The 14,815-nt window shown below is 61.7% G+C and carries 15 protein-coding genes; 5 read left to right on the top strand and 10 right to left on the bottom strand.

Annotation, left to right across the window (positions count from 1 at the left end):
* Both ABIE16_RS15985 and ABIE16_RS15980 read right to left on the bottom strand, forming a co-directional pair.
* Positions 1–567 (bottom strand): hypothetical protein, encoded by a 567-nt coding sequence (locus ABIE16_RS15985; RefSeq protein WP_429521521.1) that lies wholly within the window; start codon positions 565–567, stop codon positions 1–3.
* A gap of 138 nt (positions 568–705) precedes the next feature.
* A complete protein-coding gene (locus ABIE16_RS15980) occupies positions 706–1,500 on the bottom strand; it encodes a hypothetical protein (protein WP_429521665.1) in 795 nt (264 codons plus the stop codon).
* A 166-nt stretch (positions 1,501–1,666) separates the two neighbouring features.
* Here ABIE16_RS15980 and ABIE16_RS15975 point away from each other — a divergent pair, with 166 nt between their 5' ends.
* Positions 1,667–2,197 (top strand): chalcone isomerase family protein, encoded by a 531-nt coding sequence (locus ABIE16_RS15975; RefSeq protein WP_429521520.1) that lies wholly within the window; start codon positions 1,667–1,669, stop codon positions 2,195–2,197.
* A 246-nt stretch (positions 2,198–2,443) separates the two neighbouring features.
* Here the strand turns inward: ABIE16_RS15975 and ABIE16_RS15970 are convergent, their stop codons facing one another.
* Genes ABIE16_RS15970 through ABIE16_RS15960 form a run of 3 tightly spaced genes read right to left on the bottom strand, consistent with a single transcriptional unit; the run spans position 2,444 to position 5,037 of the window.
* Entirely contained in the window at positions 2,444–3,625 is a 1,182-nt protein-coding gene (locus tag ABIE16_RS15970; RefSeq protein WP_090456334.1) for an acetyl-CoA C-acetyltransferase, read from the bottom strand.
* A gap of 11 nt (positions 3,626–3,636) precedes the next feature.
* Positions 3,637–4,302 carry a CoA transferase subunit B gene (locus ABIE16_RS15965; protein ID WP_008021761.1) on the bottom strand — a complete coding sequence of 222 codons (666 nt, stop codon included), beginning with the start codon at positions 4,300–4,302 and terminating at the stop codon, positions 3,637–3,639.
* Between the two features lie 36 nt (positions 4,303–4,338).
* Positions 4,339–5,037 carry a CoA transferase subunit A gene (locus ABIE16_RS15960; RefSeq protein ID WP_034150336.1) on the bottom strand — a complete coding sequence of 233 codons (699 nt, stop codon included), beginning with the start codon at positions 5,035–5,037 and terminating at the stop codon, positions 4,339–4,341.
* 175 nt (positions 5,038–5,212) lie between these two features.
* Here ABIE16_RS15960 and ABIE16_RS15955 point away from each other — a divergent pair, with 175 nt between their 5' ends.
* Complete coding sequence (locus tag ABIE16_RS15955; protein ID WP_150814351.1) at positions 5,213–6,109, top strand: LysR family transcriptional regulator; 897 nt, start codon at positions 5,213–5,215, stop codon at positions 6,107–6,109.
* A 120-nt stretch (positions 6,110–6,229) separates the two neighbouring features.
* Here the strand turns inward: ABIE16_RS15955 and ABIE16_RS15950 are convergent, their stop codons facing one another.
* Both ABIE16_RS15950 and ABIE16_RS15945 read right to left on the bottom strand, forming a co-directional pair.
* Complete coding sequence (locus tag ABIE16_RS15950) at positions 6,230–7,072, bottom strand: NAD-dependent protein deacetylase (RefSeq protein WP_429521519.1); 843 nt, start codon at positions 7,070–7,072, stop codon at positions 6,230–6,232.
* A 127-nt stretch (positions 7,073–7,199) separates the two neighbouring features.
* Positions 7,200–8,246: a class I SAM-dependent methyltransferase gene (locus ABIE16_RS15945; protein WP_090457940.1), complete on the bottom strand. Its 1,047-nt coding sequence runs from the start codon at positions 8,244–8,246 to the stop codon at positions 7,200–7,202.
* A gap of 348 nt (positions 8,247–8,594) precedes the next feature.
* Here ABIE16_RS15945 and ABIE16_RS15940 point away from each other — a divergent pair, with 348 nt between their 5' ends.
* Positions 8,595–9,437 (top strand): HvfB family MNIO-type RiPP peptide maturase, encoded by an 843-nt coding sequence (locus ABIE16_RS15940; protein WP_429521518.1) that lies wholly within the window; start codon positions 8,595–8,597, stop codon positions 9,435–9,437.
* A complete protein-coding gene (locus ABIE16_RS15935) occupies positions 9,430–10,185 on the top strand; it encodes an HvfC family RiPP maturation protein (RefSeq protein ID WP_429521517.1) in 756 nt (251 codons plus the stop codon). Before ABIE16_RS15940 ends, ABIE16_RS15935 begins: the two co-directional genes overlap by 8 nt.
* 575 nt (positions 10,186–10,760) lie before the next feature.
* On the opposite strand, the gene ABIE16_RS15930 is transcribed toward ABIE16_RS15935, so the two are convergent.
* Both ABIE16_RS15930 and ABIE16_RS15925 read right to left on the bottom strand, forming a co-directional pair.
* On the bottom strand, positions 10,761–12,353 hold the full coding sequence (locus ABIE16_RS15930) for a hypothetical protein (protein WP_429521516.1): 1,593 nt from the start codon (positions 12,351–12,353) through the stop codon (positions 10,761–10,763).
* Between the two features lie 76 nt (positions 12,354–12,429).
* Positions 12,430–12,672 carry a hypothetical protein gene (locus ABIE16_RS15925; RefSeq protein WP_090456324.1) on the bottom strand — a complete coding sequence of 81 codons (243 nt, stop codon included), beginning with the start codon at positions 12,670–12,672 and terminating at the stop codon, positions 12,430–12,432.
* 15 nt (positions 12,673–12,687) lie between these two features.
* On the opposite strand from ABIE16_RS15925, the gene ABIE16_RS15920 reads away from it, so the two are divergent.
* A complete protein-coding gene (locus tag ABIE16_RS15920; RefSeq protein ID WP_151214966.1) occupies positions 12,688–13,788 on the top strand; it encodes a polyamine ABC transporter substrate-binding protein in 1,101 nt (366 codons plus the stop codon).
* A 220-nt stretch (positions 13,789–14,008) separates the two neighbouring features.
* Here ABIE16_RS15920 and ABIE16_RS15915 read toward each other — a convergent pair whose 3' ends face one another.
* Positions 14,009–14,797 (bottom strand): AraC family transcriptional regulator, encoded by a 789-nt coding sequence (locus ABIE16_RS15915; protein WP_223503793.1) that lies wholly within the window; start codon positions 14,795–14,797, stop codon positions 14,009–14,011.
* Positions 14,798–14,815 lie beyond the last annotated feature (18 nt).

Below are 14,815 nucleotides of genomic sequence, written 5' to 3'. Positions count from 1 at the left end.
TCATTTTCCGTTGACGATCTGCTTGACCAGGGTTTCGTGGGCCGCCATGTCGCCGGGGCGGGAAATCACCTGGATTACCGCCATGCGAGTGCCGGATGCAGCCATCAGCGTGGTGGTGAGGGTCATGCCACCGCCTTGCGTGGCAGTGCCGTCGATCTGGCGCAGGCCCAGCCCGGTTTTCTGGGTCAGGGCTTTCTCGCTGAGCTTGTTGTAGTCGGGCAGGGATTTGTGTTGCGCCGCATCGAAATCGGCCACGGTGCCGTCGAGGAACCCGCCGTCGTTGTCCTTGACGCTGATACCGTTGGGTAGAGTGTTTTCAGCGGCGATCACCACGGTCTTGGTGGTTTCATTGCTGTAGAGGGTGCCGCTGGCACCGTCCGGGCTGGCCGGCAGCGGGTTGGCGACGAAACCCTTGGGCAGGTTGAAGGTGAACTTGCTGCCGAGCATGGAGACTTTATGGGCGGGCGCATCGCTGGAAGTGGACTTGGCGGCCTGCGCATTCAAAGCCCCAAGGCCGGTAGCGGCTGCCAGCAGCAGTACAAGGGCTTTTTTACTCAACAATGACATCGGAATCTCCAGGGATGTGCGCGCGGTGGGGCGCGATCATCCCATGGAGGTTGCGATGCATTCCAGCGTGCTCTACCCAGCGGTCACCTTGGCTGAACACCCACCTATGCTCAGGGCCGCTCGATGAGCTGATGCAGCTTAGCGTTTGATGGCTGCTCTTTGAGTGTCAGTCGCCGGGCTGGCTGGCCGCGCCAGCAGGCGTTTGGTCACGCCCAACATGGCCACCGACACCGCGACGCCCAGCACAAAAGCGTTCATTCCCATCGTCGGCAGGGCCAGGGCCAACACCAGGCAGAAGGCGGCGAACGAGTACATGCCGGTGGCAGTGGCGCGCAGCAGCGCGGCGGTAAAGGCCGGGCCACGGGTTTGCTGGGAGAACACCGCCATCACGCTGCCCAATACGGGGAACACTGCCAGCAGGCCGCTCCAGCGGTCACCGACGGTGCTGGCCAGCAGTGTCACCACCAGGGTGAGCAATGCACCGGCCACCATGCGCAACAGGAGCTTGTCGGATTTCGGCGCCGGGCCACTGAGCACGGGTTGCACAGTGGGGAACAGGTACGGTGCGGCGAGCAGCGCGGTGGCGGCGGCGCACACCGAAAACACCAGGGAGGCCGGGATCAACGACAGGACAACCGCCACCAGTGCCCAGACCGACAGCGAGATCAACAGCGCCAGCGGCCATCCGGCCCGTTGTGCGACCTGGGCGTAGCTCACGCAAAACGCAATCATCGCGAACATGGCTGACAGCGCGGCGGTGGCCGATTGCGCAGCGAACGCCTGGCCTTGTTCGAGGGCGAGGAACAACAGGATCGGCCCGACCACCACCGGCAACCCCGACAACCAACCGGCCACGCTCGGCCCCCAGCGTTTGCCAGCCAGGGAAATCAGCAGCAGGAAGCCTGGGATCACCAGCAGTTTGAGGATCAACACGCGCACGTCTCCGACCTTGTGAGGTGGCAACGGTAACATTGCAGCGGGTAGATTGCTTTATGTGCATGTAAGTTTTGTATACAAAATAGAGATTTTCTCGAGTTCTACGAAAGGCTCTTTTGCGCAAACGTTTTATCAAGGCATCCCACGATGAGGACAGCTCACCTTGAAACGCCAACGTTCACTCCTGCGCCATGGTCTGTGGCTGCTTGTCTTGCTGAGCTGCCAGGCCCTGGCCAATTGGCAGGACTCGCTGCCCGGTGCGCAAATCCTCGGCAGTGGTGAGTTTCGCAAGTACGGCTTCGATGTCTACAGCGCACGGCTCTGGAGTACTTCGCGCCCCCTGGCGAACGATCAGCCGTTCGCCCTGGAGCTGATCTACCAGCGCAGCATTTCCCGTGATGACCTGGTGAATGCCAGCGTCAGGGAAATCAAGAGACTCGCCGGCACCTCGGTCAGTGCCGAGCAACTGGCGTCCTGGCAGGTGCAGATGCAACAGTCGTTCGTCGACGTACAGGCCGGCACGCGGCTGACCGGTGTCTATCTGCCGGGGCAGGGCGCGCGGTTCTTTCTCGGCCAGCAGCTGTTGCGTGATGTGAAGGACCTGCAATTCGCCAAGGCGTTTTTTGCCATCTGGCTCGATCCGCGTACCGGCAACCCCGAGTTGCGTCAGCAGTTGTTGGGCGTGGCGCCGTAAACTTTACGATGATCCGGGCCTCATCGCGAGCAAGCTCGCTCCCACAGTGTTTGGCGGTGTGGCTCCATTTTTTGAACAGTACAAAAACCTGTGGGAGCGAGCTTGCTCGCGATGAACGATAACGCGGTCCATCTGAATAAAACGCAGGCAAAAAAGAACCCGGTGCGACTTGCATCGCACCGGGTGTTTTTCCAGGCGGTCACGGATCTTCGTGGGTCCCCGCGCCGTCTGTTGAACGCTGTTGGCTTAAGCCCGTTCGAGCGCCAGTGCCACGCCCTGACCACCACCGATACACAGGGTGGCGAGGCCTTTCCTGGCGTCACGCTTGAGCATTTCATGCAGCAGGGTCACCAGCACGCGGCAACCCGAGGCACCGATCGGGTGACCCAGGGCGATGGCGCCGCCGTTGACGTTGACCTTGTTCAAGTCCCATTCCAGGTCCTTGGCCACGGCCAGCGATTGCGCGGCGAAGGCTTCGTTGGCTTCGATCAGGTCCAGCTGGTCGATGGACCAGCCGGCCTTGTCCAGGCAGCGGCGGGTGGCCGACACCGGGCCGATGCCCATGATCGCCGGGTCGACGCCTGCGTTGGCGTAGGCGGCGATTTTTGCAAGGACTGGCAGGCCCAGGGCCTTGGCCTTTTCGGCGCTCATCAGGATCACGGCCGCGGCACCGTCGTTCAGCGACGAAGCGTTACCGGCGGTCACCGAACCGTCCTTCTTGAAGGCGGCTTTGAGTTTGCCCAGGGATTCGGCGGTGGTGCCGGCCCGTGGCTGCTCGTCGGTGGCGAAGGACAGCGGATCGCCCTTGCGCTGCGGGATCAGGATCGGCGTGATTTCATCGACGAAGCGCCCGGCTTCGATGGCGGCCACGGCTTTCTGCTGCGAGGCGGCGGCGAACGCGTCCTGCTGCTCGCGGCTCAGGCTGTATTTCTCGGCCAGATTCTCGGCGGTGATACCCATGTGGTAATCGTTGAACGCGTCCCACAGGCCATCGCTGATCATGGTGTCGACGATTTGCGCGTGGCCCATGCGCAGGCCGGTGCGGGCACCGGGCATGACGTAGTTGGCCAGGCTCATGTTTTCCTGGCCACCGGCGATGATGACCTCGGCATCACCGCAGCGAATCGCCTGGGCACCCAGGTGCAGGGCCTTGAGACCGGAGCCGCAGACCTTGTTCAGGGTCAAGGCCGGCACGGCGAAGGGCAGGCCGGCCTTGATTGCGGCCTGGCGCGCAGGGTTTTGCCCGGCGCCGGCGGTCAGCACCTGGCCCATGATCACTTCATCGACTTGCGCAGGATCCAGGCCGGTTTGTGCCAGCAGCTGGCGGATCACCGCAGCGCCCAGGTCGACGGCGGACACATTGGCCAGCGAACCCTGGAAACTGCCGATCGCGGTGCGCGTGGCGGCAACAATGACGACTTCTTGCATGGAATGATTCCTCACTGGGCAGCGAACTGCATTTCCGGTACGTGGTCCGGCACGATCAGTTTACCTGCGGTCTTGGCGACGATCTCTTCGACGCTGACGCCCGGCGCACGTTCTTTCAGGATGAACGCGCCGTTTTCGATTTCCAGGTAGGCCAGGTCGGTCAGTACACGCTTGATGCACCCGGCGCCGGTCAGCGGCAGGCTGCATTGGGACAGCAGCTTGGATTCACCATCCTTGGATGCGTGGGTCATGATGACGATGATGTTGTCTGCACCGGCGACCAGGTCCATCGCGCCGCCCATACCCTTGACCAGTTTGCCGGGGATCATCCACGAGGCGATGTTGCCTTGCACGTCCACTTCAAAGGCGCCCAGCACGGTCAGGTCGACATGACCACCGCGGATCATCGCGAAGGACTCGGCCGAGGAAAAGATCGAAGCACCGATACGTGCGGTCACGGTTTGCTTGCCGGCGTTGATCATGTCGGCATCGATGGTGTCTTCAGTAGGAAAAGGACCCATGCCCAGCAAGCCGTTTTCCGACTGCAGCATGACTTCCATGCCTTCGGGGATGTAGTTGGCGACCAGGGTCGGAATGCCGATGCCCAGGTTCACGTAGAAGCCGTCCTGCATTTCGCGGGCGACGCGTTGAGCCATTTGTTCGCGGGAAAGTGCCATTGTTTTTATTCCTTCATTCGGTCCGGGGGCAGGGGATCACTTACGCACGGTGCGCTGTTCGATGCGCTTCTCGAACGTGCCGCAGATGATCCGGTCGACGTAGATGCCAGGGGTGTGGATCTGCGCCGGGTCCAGCTCGCCGGGTTCGACGATTTCTTCGACTTCGACCACAGTGATCTTGCCGGCGGTGGCCGCCAGCGGGTTGAAGTTCTGGGCGGTGTGGCGATAGATCACGTTACCGAAATGGTCGGCTTTCCAGCCTTTGACGATGGCGAAGTCGCCGGTGATGGATTCTTCCATCAGGTACTTGCGACCATGGAATTCGCGGACTTCCTTGCCGTCGGCGACAGGCGTGCCAACGCCGGTGGCGGTGAAGAACGCCGGGATGCCGGCGCCGCCAGCACGCATTTTTTCAGCGAGGGTGCCTTGGGGGGTCAGGGTGACTTCGATTTCGCCCTTGAGCAGTTGCTCTTCGAACAGCTTGTTTTCGCCGACGTAGGACGCGACCACTTTGCTGATCTGGCGGTCGGTCAGCAGTACGCCAAGGCCGAAACCGTCGACTCCGCAGTTGTTGGAAACCACGGTGAGATCGCGGGTGCCCTTGCGCTTGATCTCGTTGATCAGGTTTTCCGGGATCCCGCACAGGCCGAAGCCGCCGGCGATCACGGTCATGCCGTCTTCAAGACCTGCCAGAGCTTCCTCGTAGGAACTCACGCGCTTGTCGAAACCTGCCATATGCACCTCTTTTATTCTTTGTGGGCGGCTGGCTAGCCGAATGGGATGGAGTGTCTCGCTGTCAGATTCATTTGTTAAGTTGTTTTTTAGAGCGGATTGATTGATAAAGCTCAATAATGTGTTGCCCAGTCTCTTGCAGCTTAGAACCTGTAGCTTACAACCGGAGCGTTGCCCCATGACCGTCAAGCAGATCCGCGCCTTTCTGGCCGTGGCCCAGAGCCTGAGCTTTGCCGTGGCCTGCGAGCGCCTGCACCTGTCGCAATCGGCCCTGAGCCTGACCATCAAGGCGCTGGAGGAGGGCCTGGGCGGGCGCTTGTTCACCCGCAACACGCGTAACGTGGCGCTCACCGCCGAAGGCGAATCCCTGGTGCCGCTGGCGCGCCGGTTGATCGCCGACTGGGACAATGCCGAGGATGAACTGCGTCAACGTTTCACCCTGCAGCGCGGTCGCGTGACCCTGGCGGCGATGCCGTCGTTCGCCGGCAACCTGCTGCCGCCGATCCTCAAGACCTTCCGCGCCCGTTATCCGAATGTCAACGTGACGGTCAATGACGTGATCAACGAGCAGGTGCTGGAAATGGTCCGTGACCGCCAGGTGGAGCTGGGAGTGGCCTTTGAACCGACCCAGAGTTCGTCGCTGCAATTCACGCCGTTGTACATCGACCGTTTCGTCGCGGTGGTGCCTCTGGATTCGGCACTGGCCGAGCTCGATGACATCGACTGGCAGACCCTGCTCAAGGAGCCGTTCATTACCTTGCAGCGTCCGTCCACTGTGCGAGTAATGCTTGAAGAGCATCTGCAGGCCCGCGGGATGAAGCTGCCGGTGGAATTTGAAAGCCATCAACTGGCGACGGTCGGGCGCATGGTCGCCAGTGGCCTGGGCGTGAGCGCGGTGCCGGCCTTGTGCGCGGGGCAGATGCGTGAACTGGGGGCGCGTTGCATCACCTTGCGCGACCCGGTGGTGGAGCGGGCGCTGGGGGTGTTGACGTTGCCGGGGGGCGAGCTGTCGGCGGCGGCGCAGGCGATGTTTGATGTGCTGAAAGAGGAAAACCTTGGTCAGCGATTTTCGTGAGTTGTATGGGGGACCTTGTGGGAGCGAGCTTGCTCGCGATGAGGCCAGCACATCCAGACAGTTTATTGGCTGATCCACCGTCATCGCGAGCTAGCTCGCTCCCACAGGGATCGGGTTTCGTCAGTTGCCAAGTAGCTTCGCCAATATTGGCAACAAGCGCTCGCACGACCCCTCGATCTTCAAGTCCAGAATCTCGTCCGCCCGGGTCTTGCCCAGGTTGATCGCAATCAACGGCTTGCCCTGATCCACCACCGCCCGGCACAAGCGAAATGCCGAATAAGCCATCAGCGACGAGCCGATCACCAACAGCCCGGCAGCCTGTTCGACGGCGGCCATCGCTTTCGCCGCCGTGGCCTGTGCGACGTTCTCGCCAAAAAACACCACATCCGGCTTCATCCGTTCCCCGGCGCAATGCGGGCAGTGCGGGACCTGGAAGCGTGCCTCGAAGGCCGGGTCGAGCAAGGTGTCGCCGTCCGGCGCTTGCACCGCGTCGACGCCGGCCAGGTAGGGGTTCTGTGTTTCCATCAAGTGCTGGATCGAATCGCGCTCGCTGTGCCGGCCGCAATCCAGGCACAACACCCGATGCAGACTGCCGTGGAGTTCGATCACGTCACGGCTGCCAGCCTGGTCGTGCAGGGTGTCGACGTTCTGGGTGATCAGCCCTCTGATCTGTCGCGTGTCTTGCAAGCGAGCCAGGGTGTCGTGGGCTTCGTTCGGCTGCGCCAGACGCACCCTCGGCCAGCCGAGCATCGCCCGCGCCCAGTAGCGTCGCCGGGACTCCGGGGCCGAGAGAAACTCCTGGTACATCATCGGCTGCCGGCCCCGTCGCACGCCCTGGCTGTCGCGATAATCCGGGATGCCCGAAGGCGTGCTGATGCCGGCCCCGGTCAGCACGGCAAACGGCTGATCCGCCATGAGCTGATGGAGGCGATCGAGCTGTTCATGGATCAGATTGTCGAACATGCTGTGCAGGCCTGTAGGAGCGAGCTTGCTCGCGATGGTCGTCAACGATAACACTGTAAGCCTGACACCCCGCGGCGTGATCGCGTTTATCGCGAGCAAGCTCGCTCCTACAAAAAGCAGACAGTATTTATTTACGCGCCTCCAGGATCAGGTTGAACGGTGTTTCCGTGGCCCGGCGGAAACGGGTGAAACCGGCCTCGCTGAACACCTTGCGCAAACGCGCTTCACCGGCCTGGGCACCGAGGCCGAGGCCGACTTCCTGGGACAGCGAATTGGGCGTGCAGATAAAGGTCGACGCCGCGTAGAACAGGCGTCCGATCGGGTTGACGTTGTCGTCGAGCAAGTCGTTGGCGTAGGGCTCGACCAGCAGCACCGTGCCGTCGTCCTTCAACGACTCATAGGCATGCCTGGCCGCGCCCACCGGGTCGCCCATGTCATGCAGGCAATCGAAGTAGCAGATCAGGTCGTAGTCGCTGCCGGGGTAGCTTTTGGCCGTGCCCTGGAAGAACCTGGCCCGGCTGGATACACCCCCTTCTTCGGCCCGTTGGGTGGCAACGGTAACGGACGGCGCGTGGTAGTCGAAACCGACGAAGCGCGAATCCGGAAACGCCTGGGCCATGATCACCGTCGAGGCGCCATGGCCGCAGCCGATGTCCGCCACTTTGGCCCCGGCTTCCAGTTTGGCCACCACGCCGTCGAGGGCCGGCAACCATTCGGCGACCAGATGGGCTTTGTAGCCGGGGCGGAAGAAGCGTTCGGTCCCGCTGAACATGCACGGATGGTGATCGCCCCAGGGCAGGGCGCCGTTGCCGCGCATGGCGTTGACCAGTTTGTCCTTGTCATGGAAAAACGACGCGACCACGCCGATCCCGCCCGCCACATAAACCGGTGAGTCTTCTTTTGCCAAAGCCATGGCCTGCTCTTCGGGCAGGCGGAACTGGCCGTCCTGGTGTTCCATGTAGCCTGAGGCGGCGTGGGCACTGAGCCATTCGCGCAGCAGGCGGGTGTTGCAGCCGGTTTTCTCGGCAAGGGTTTCAGGGGTGATGGGTTGACTGTCGGCCATCGCCCGGTACAGACCGAGTTCTTCGCCGAGGATGACGTTGGCGAGCATCGCCGCGCCGCCCATGTCATTAACCAGTTTGCCCATGAAATCGTTGAGTCTGGCCTCGTCCATCATGTGTGCTCCTTCAGCAGGATCACGGTCCAGAGGCGTTGTCTGGCGAGGGGATCGCCACTGGGCGGTGGTCGTGGGAATGTACAGGGCACCAAGCGGGCCCTGTGTGCAGTAAGTTTAGTTCGGGCCTTGTACCGCGCGGTCTGGCGCGACGAAAGCAACGTTTTTTCTGGCGGTACACGACCCTGTGGGAGCGGGCGTGTATCCCACTGTATCCAGACCCCTTTTCGACACAGTGACCTCTAATTCCGGCCCCAGCCGAACACAGTCCTGATACACCCCTTCGATTAACTCTGTCTCATGGCGGGCACCGGCTCGCGTCCTTGAACAGCTTGTGAGATCGACACCATGCAGACCTCCATTCCCCCCGTAGCCAAGGCCAGCGCAGGGCTTGGCCTACGTCGCGGTTTACTCAAAGACCTCCAGGCCGCACCAGCAGGCGATTTCGACTTTCTGGAAATCGCACCGGAAAACTGGATCGGCATCGGCGGTGCCCACGGCGCGGCATTGCGGGCCCTGGCGGAACGCTATCCATTGTCCTGTCACGGTTTGTCCCTGTCCCTCGGTGGGCCGTCGGCGCTGGACGTCGGTTTTTTGCAGGAAGTCCGGGGTTTTCTCGATCACTACAACGTGCCGCTCTACAGCGAGCATTTGAGCTATTGCAGCGATGACGGTCACCTGTACGACCTGTTGCCGTTGCCTTTTACCGAAGAGGCGGTGCACCACGTCGCCGCGCGTATCCGTCAGGCCCAGGACATTCTCGGGCGACGCCTGGCGGTGGAAAACGTCTCTTACTATGCCGCGCCTCAACAGGACATGGACGAGGTGACCTTCACCAATGCCGTGCTGCGCGAGGCCGATTGCGACCTGTTGCTGGACGTCAACAACGTGTACGTCAATTCGATCAACCACGGCTTCGATCCGCAGGTGTTCCTGGCTGGCATCGATTCGGGGCGGGTGGTGGCGATGCACATTGCCGGGCATTTCGATGAGTCTGACACCTTGAAGATCGACACCCATGGCGCTTCGGTCAAACCGGCGGTGTGGTCGTTGCTGGCCCAGGCTTATGCCCGGTTCGGTGCGCAACCGACCTTGCTGGAGCGGGATTTCAACTTTCCCGTCTTCGCTGAACTGGTGGCGGAATTGAAGACCATTCGCCGCCTGCAACAGGAGGGCGTGAACCGTGGGTAAGTCGAGCCTTTTGCATCAACAAACCACCATGGGCCTCTACCTGCGCGACCCTGAACGCAACGGGCCACCCACCGAAATGGACCCGGCGCGGGCCCTGGTTTATCGCGATCTGGTGTTCGCCAACCTGTCTTCGCTGCTCAGTGGCACCTTTCCGGTGTTGGTGAAGATTCTGGGTGACGAGCACTGGCGTTCGCTGGTGCGGATCTTTCTGCGGGACTACCGCGCCCGCACGCCGAAATTCGGTGAGATCGCCCAGGAGTTTGTCGAGTTTCTCGCGGCCGGGCCTCAGGCGTTGAGTGATGGGCCGTGGCCGCCGTTCATGGTGGAGCTGGCGCATTACGAGTGGGTGGAAATGGCGTTGCAACAGTCTGACGCCGAGCTTCTGGTGGGTGGTGATGCCGCGTTGCTGCTGGATCGGCCCTTGCGGGTGTCGCCGCTGGCCTGGCCGTTGGCGTATGCCTGGCCGGTGCAAAGGGTGGGGCCGGATTACCAGCCTGATGTGGCGCCTGCTCAGCCGACCTTGTTGCTGGTGCGTCGCGCCGAGGACTGGAGTGTGAGGTTTTCTGAATTGAGTCCGTTGGCGTGGCGGTTGTTGCTGCGAATTGGCGAGTTTCCCGAGTTGACCGGACGTGAGCAGTTGCAAGGACTGGCGGTCGAGGCGGGGGCGGTGGGGGCTTCGGAGTTTCTGGAGGGTGGGTTGGTGTTGTTGCGGCAGATGCATGGGGAGGGGGTTGTTGGTGTTGGTTGATATTCTTTGACCTTGGCGGCCTTTGGGCCGACCAGGTTCTTGGTTGATTGAGTACATATCCGTTTCTGCGGTAACGGCGGCTGGCGGTTTCGCCCTTACGGCGAGTCCCTTTGGCAAACGCCGGAGTGCCGGCCCAGCCCAAAGGAACCAAAGGTCTCGCCCCGAACGTACGGCCCCTCGCTTAGGCTCGGGGTTCCTCCGTTCAGCCTGCCGAGCTAACGCTCGGCCCTGTAGGAGCGAGCTTGCTCGCGATGGACGTCAACGATAACGCGTGCTGCCTGATTGATCGTGTTGTCCAGACGTTTTTCGCGAGCAAGCTCGCTCCTACAGGGAACGCGTTCAATTGCGAATAGGTCGGCCTGCCAGCCGACCAATTTCTTTCGAGTGTACCCAGCCCAACTGTAGGAGCGAGCCTGCTCGCGAAGGCGGCCTGCCACCCAATCAATTTCTTGCTGATGCACACCGATCAAATTGTGGGAGCGAGCTTGCTCGCGATGACGGCCTGACAGCTGACCAATGTCTCAAAGGTGCACCCGATCCCCTGTGGGAGGCTCGCTCCCACAATGAATCGCTTTTCAGGGTTGGCTGCCACTGGCACTCACGCGTGGTTGCTCGTTTGTTGCATTCACCCCCTTGTCCCAAAGAGCAACCAACCCACCGAAAGTCCCGACATAGGCCGTGCCGTCCGGCGCCAGTGTGATCGGCGACCAGTTGTTGTCGAAGGCCTGGCCGACCCCGCTCAGCGCCTTGAATCGGGTCTGGCCGCTGTCGAAATCCAGCGCCATCAGGTACCAGGCGTTCTCGCCGTCGGGCTGCGGCTCGAAGGTGTAGAAGTACAGCAGACCGTTGCTCACCGAGAGTTTGGGGACCACCGAAGGCGAACGTTCCTTCGATTCCCAGATCCGGTCGCAGCCCGACTCATCGGTGCGGATGTCGATGCGGCTGATGCCGCCGTGCACGGCCTGCCAGTCCTTCTGCGCGAAGGCGCTGGTGTAGCCGGCGTTGTTCTCGAGGATGATCGAGCGACCCCAGCCGATGGCCGAGTTGTCGGTGGCCGAGGCGTTGTTGTCGAACACCGGCAGCTTGCAGATCAGGCGATTGCCGGCGTAGTCCTGCTCGCGACGGTAGACCAGCAGGTTGATGCGTCCGTCGCTGTTGTCGGTGATGGTGACGTAGCGCTCGCCGAGCAGGGTCGGGGTGGTACCGCTGCCCTGATTGATCGCGCCGACCTTGCGCGTGGTGCCGCGGTCATAGACTTCGCGCCAGCCTTGCACGGGCTCGCCCTCGGCATCGGCGACGAAGCGGTACATGGCGTGGTCGGACACCAGGTAGACACCATCGGCCGCCACCGACATGCCGTTCTGGATTTCTTCGTTGGCCAGTTGAATGCCCTGGACCTTGCCGGTGTCGGGGTTCAGGGTGCCGATACGGCCGCGTCGGGTGATCCACCAGATCAAGCCCCGGTGATCGGGCATGACCCCGGTGACGGGGTCGCATTCGCCTTTGGGGAACCAGTTGGCAGGCTTCACACAATCGTGGGGGACCTTGTCGCTCAGGTCCCAGTTGTCGACCGCTTCGAACGACCACGCACCGGACTCATCCTGACGATGTACGACGCGCTGGATGTGCTGCTCGGCATCGGCGATGACCACGCGATTCTGTTCGTCGACATAGAAATAGGCGCCGGAGGTGTCGGCCATGATCTTGTCCGGGTCCAGGGTAATCAGCGCGTGGAAAGTCGACGGACGCGGCGGCAGCGGATAGCGGGCCAGCAGCTTGAGGGTGCGTGGTTCGAGCAATTGCAGTTCGAACTGCATCAGGTTGGCGCACAACACCACCAGGCGACCCTGCTGATCGAAGGTATGGATCGGGCACATGCCGCCGGGCTTGCGGCTGCCATCGCGACTGTTCACCTGTACATCCCGGCCCAACGGACCTGGCCCCGGGTGCGTGTCGGAGCTGTAGCCATCGGAATGCATGTAGCTGCTGCCGTTGCTGGTCATGTAGGGGTTGGCGGGAATCGTACCGTTCAGCGGTTGCGCGACAGCGGCGCTACCGATCAAGGGTGTGGCGCTGCCGTTGCTGGCCAGCGGTTTCGGTTCATAGGGTTCGGAACAGGCACTGAGCAGGCCGAGCAGGGGCAGGGCAAGCAGGAGTGGAGCACGCATCGAAGCCTCGCGATCTTGTTATTGGTGTGTTGCGCAATAAGCGGCAACGAGGCTGCCCGGGCATCGGCTGTTTGGACTAACCTCGGTGAAAGGCCTCGCACCGCTGATCAAAGCGGACATGTATTTTGGCCATTTCGATCTCCTTTTGGCCTGCCTCACGCTGTGAACCGGCGACGCCGTCAGCAAGAATCAGACGCGGGTGGCTGAGTCGGCAACCCAAGGTGAAAACCACAACCAGACGCTTCACTTCCTTGCCCTTGGCTGTTTTCAAGGCTGCTGCCGTGTACAGAACATAAAAACCATCGAACTCACGCCACACTTGGGGAAATGATCCATGGACTCAATGAAACGCATACTGGGCGCCACCGTTTGCGGACTGTCGCTGCTGGCCAGCGCGGTGCATGCCGAACAGCGCGAATTGCGGGTGTACAACTGGGCGGACTACATCCTGCCGTCCGTGCCCAAGGATTTCGCCAAGGACACCGGGATCAAGGTGACCTGGGACACCTTCGACACCAACGAGTCCCTGGAAGCCAAGCTGCTGACCGGCAACTCGGGCTACGACCTGGTGGTGCCGTCGAACCAGTTCATCGAAACCCAGATCAAGGCGGGCGTGTTCCAGAAGCTCGACAAGTCCAAGTTGCCGAACTGGTCGCACCAGGACCCTGCATTGCTCAAACTGCTGGACAAGAACGACCCGGGCAACCAGTACGGCGTGCCCTACATGTATGGCACCGTGTTGATCGGTTTCAACCCGGCCAAGGTCAAGGCGGCGCTGGGCGAGAATGCGCCGGTGGACAGCTGGGACCTGGTGTTCAAGCCCGAGAACATGGAGAAGCTCAAGGCCTGTGGCGTAGCGATGCTCGACTCACCGTCGGAGATCCTGCCGCTGGCCCTGCATTACCTGGGGCTGGATCCGAACAGCCAGAACCCCGATGACTACGAAAAAGCCAAGGCATTGATGCTCAAGGTTCGCCCCTACGTCACCTATTTCAACTCCGCCAAGTACATGACCGACATCGCCAACGGCGATATCTGCGTGGCCATCGGTTACTCCGGCAGCTTCTATCAATTCGGCAATCGCGCCAAAGAGGCGGGCAACGGCGTGGTCGTCGACTGGCGCCTGCCGAAAGAAGGCGCGCCGATCTGGTTCGACACCTTCGCCATCCCGAAAAGCGCGAAGAACGTCGCCGAGGCCCACGAATTCCTCAACCACCTGCTGGACCCGAAAGTCATCGCGCCGATCAGCGACTTCCTCGGTTACCCGAATGCCAACAAGGACTCGCTGGCGCTGATCAACAAGGACATCACCGGCAACCCGAACCTGACACCGACCAGCGAGGCATTGAAGACGCTGTACGTCGTGCAGCCACTGCCGCAAAAGCTTGAGCGGGTCCGTACCCGGGTCTGGACCAGTATCAAGTCCGATCAGTAACACCGGGATATTTATGTGAAATCCCTGTAGGAGCGAGCCTGCTCGCGATAGCGACCTGACAGTCAATGCAGGTGTCGACTGACCCGGCGCCATCGCGAGCAAGCTCGCTCCCACAGGTTTTTATGTCGAGCACAGGTTTTGTGTATACCCATGGCCCCTGTGGGAGCGAGCTTGCTCGCAATGGAGGACTGACAGGCAACAGAGGTGTACGGTGCTGGACTCAGCGAAAAAACTCCCCCGGTGTTTCGCCGAATTGCTGGCGGAAGGCAGCGATAAACGCTGACGTCGAATCGTAGCCACAGGCCAACGCGACGTCGGTCACTCGCTCGCCCTGCTCCAGCGGCGTCAGGGCGCCGAGCAGGCGCAAGCGCTGGCGCCAGGCGCGAAAGGTCAGGCCGGTGTCGCGCAGGAACAGGCGACTGAGGGTTTTCTCGGTGACGCCGAATTGGTCGCTCCAGTGGCTGAGCGTGGTCTGTTGCTCCGGGTGCGACTCCAGGCTTTGCGCGATTTGCCGCAATCGACTGTCCTGGGGCAGCGGCAGCATCAAGTCGATCTGTGGCGCCTCGGCCAACTGATCCAGAATCACCTGGGCCAACCGACCGTGCGGCCCGTCCTGATCGTATTCCACCGGAACCTGACTGAAGGCGCGGATCAACTCGCGCAACAAATCACTGACCCCCAGTACATGACAGCCCGGCGGTGCCCACGTCGAGACGCTGCAATCGATGTATAGGCTGCGCATTTCCGTGCGCGGCGAACTGAACACCCGGTGCGGCATTCCCGCCGGAATCCACACAGCACGCTCCGGCGGGGCCACGAAACGCCCGACGCCGGTCTGTATTTCGAGCACGCCCGCAATCGCATAGGAAAGCTGCACCCACGGGTGGCTGTGGCGCCGGGTCAGTGCGCGATTGGGCAGCGATTCGGTACGGCCGTAGAGCGGTCGTGGCAGGCTGGACAGCCCGGGAATACTGCGTCGAACACTCTTGTCATGTCCTTTAGGCGGCATCAGCTGGCTCATCGGCGT

It is taken from the genome of Pseudomonas sp. 2725 (genome assembly GCF_050434585.1).
Classification (GTDB): domain Bacteria; phylum Pseudomonadota; class Gammaproteobacteria; order Pseudomonadales; family Pseudomonadaceae; genus Aquipseudomonas; species Aquipseudomonas jessenii.
The sequence above is the reverse complement of the archived record's forward strand: the minus strand, read 5'-3'. Positions and strand labels throughout refer to the sequence as shown.

What these genes read in the sequence shown, in the direction of transcription:
- ABIE16_RS15945 (WP_090457940.1), bottom strand. Translation starts at nt 8,246, where the DNA reads ATGGACGAGGCCAGACTCAACGATTTCATGGGCAAACTGGTTAATGAC.
- ABIE16_RS15915 (WP_223503793.1), bottom strand. Translation starts at nt 14,797, where the DNA reads ATGCCGCCTAAAGGACATGACAAGAGTGTTCGACGCAGTATTCCCGGG.
- ABIE16_RS15965 (WP_008021761.1), bottom strand. Translation starts at nt 4,302, where the DNA reads ATGGCACTTTCCCGCGAACAAATGGCTCAACGCGTCGCCCGCGAAATG.
- ABIE16_RS15970 (WP_090456334.1), bottom strand. Translation starts at nt 3,625, where the DNA reads ATGCAAGAAGTCGTCATTGTTGCCGCCACGCGCACCGCGATCGGCAGT.
- ABIE16_RS15920 (WP_151214966.1), top strand. Translation starts at nt 12,688, where the DNA reads ATGGACTCAATGAAACGCATACTGGGCGCCACCGTTTGCGGACTGTCG.
- ABIE16_RS15930 (WP_429521516.1), bottom strand. Translation starts at nt 12,353, where the DNA reads ATGCGTGCTCCACTCCTGCTTGCCCTGCCCCTGCTCGGCCTGCTCAGT.
- ABIE16_RS15950 (WP_429521519.1), bottom strand. Translation starts at nt 7,072, where the DNA reads ATGTTCGACAATCTGATCCATGAACAGCTCGATCGCCTCCATCAGCTC.
- ABIE16_RS15985 (WP_429521521.1), bottom strand. Translation starts at nt 567, where the DNA reads ATGTCATTGTTGAGTAAAAAAGCCCTTGTACTGCTGCTGGCAGCCGCT.
- ABIE16_RS15955 (WP_150814351.1), top strand. Translation starts at nt 5,213, where the DNA reads ATGACCGTCAAGCAGATCCGCGCCTTTCTGGCCGTGGCCCAGAGCCTG.
- ABIE16_RS15960 (WP_034150336.1), bottom strand. Translation starts at nt 5,037, where the DNA reads ATGGCAGGTTTCGACAAGCGCGTGAGTTCCTACGAGGAAGCTCTGGCA.
- ABIE16_RS15940 (WP_429521518.1), top strand. Translation starts at nt 8,595, where the DNA reads ATGCAGACCTCCATTCCCCCCGTAGCCAAGGCCAGCGCAGGGCTTGGC.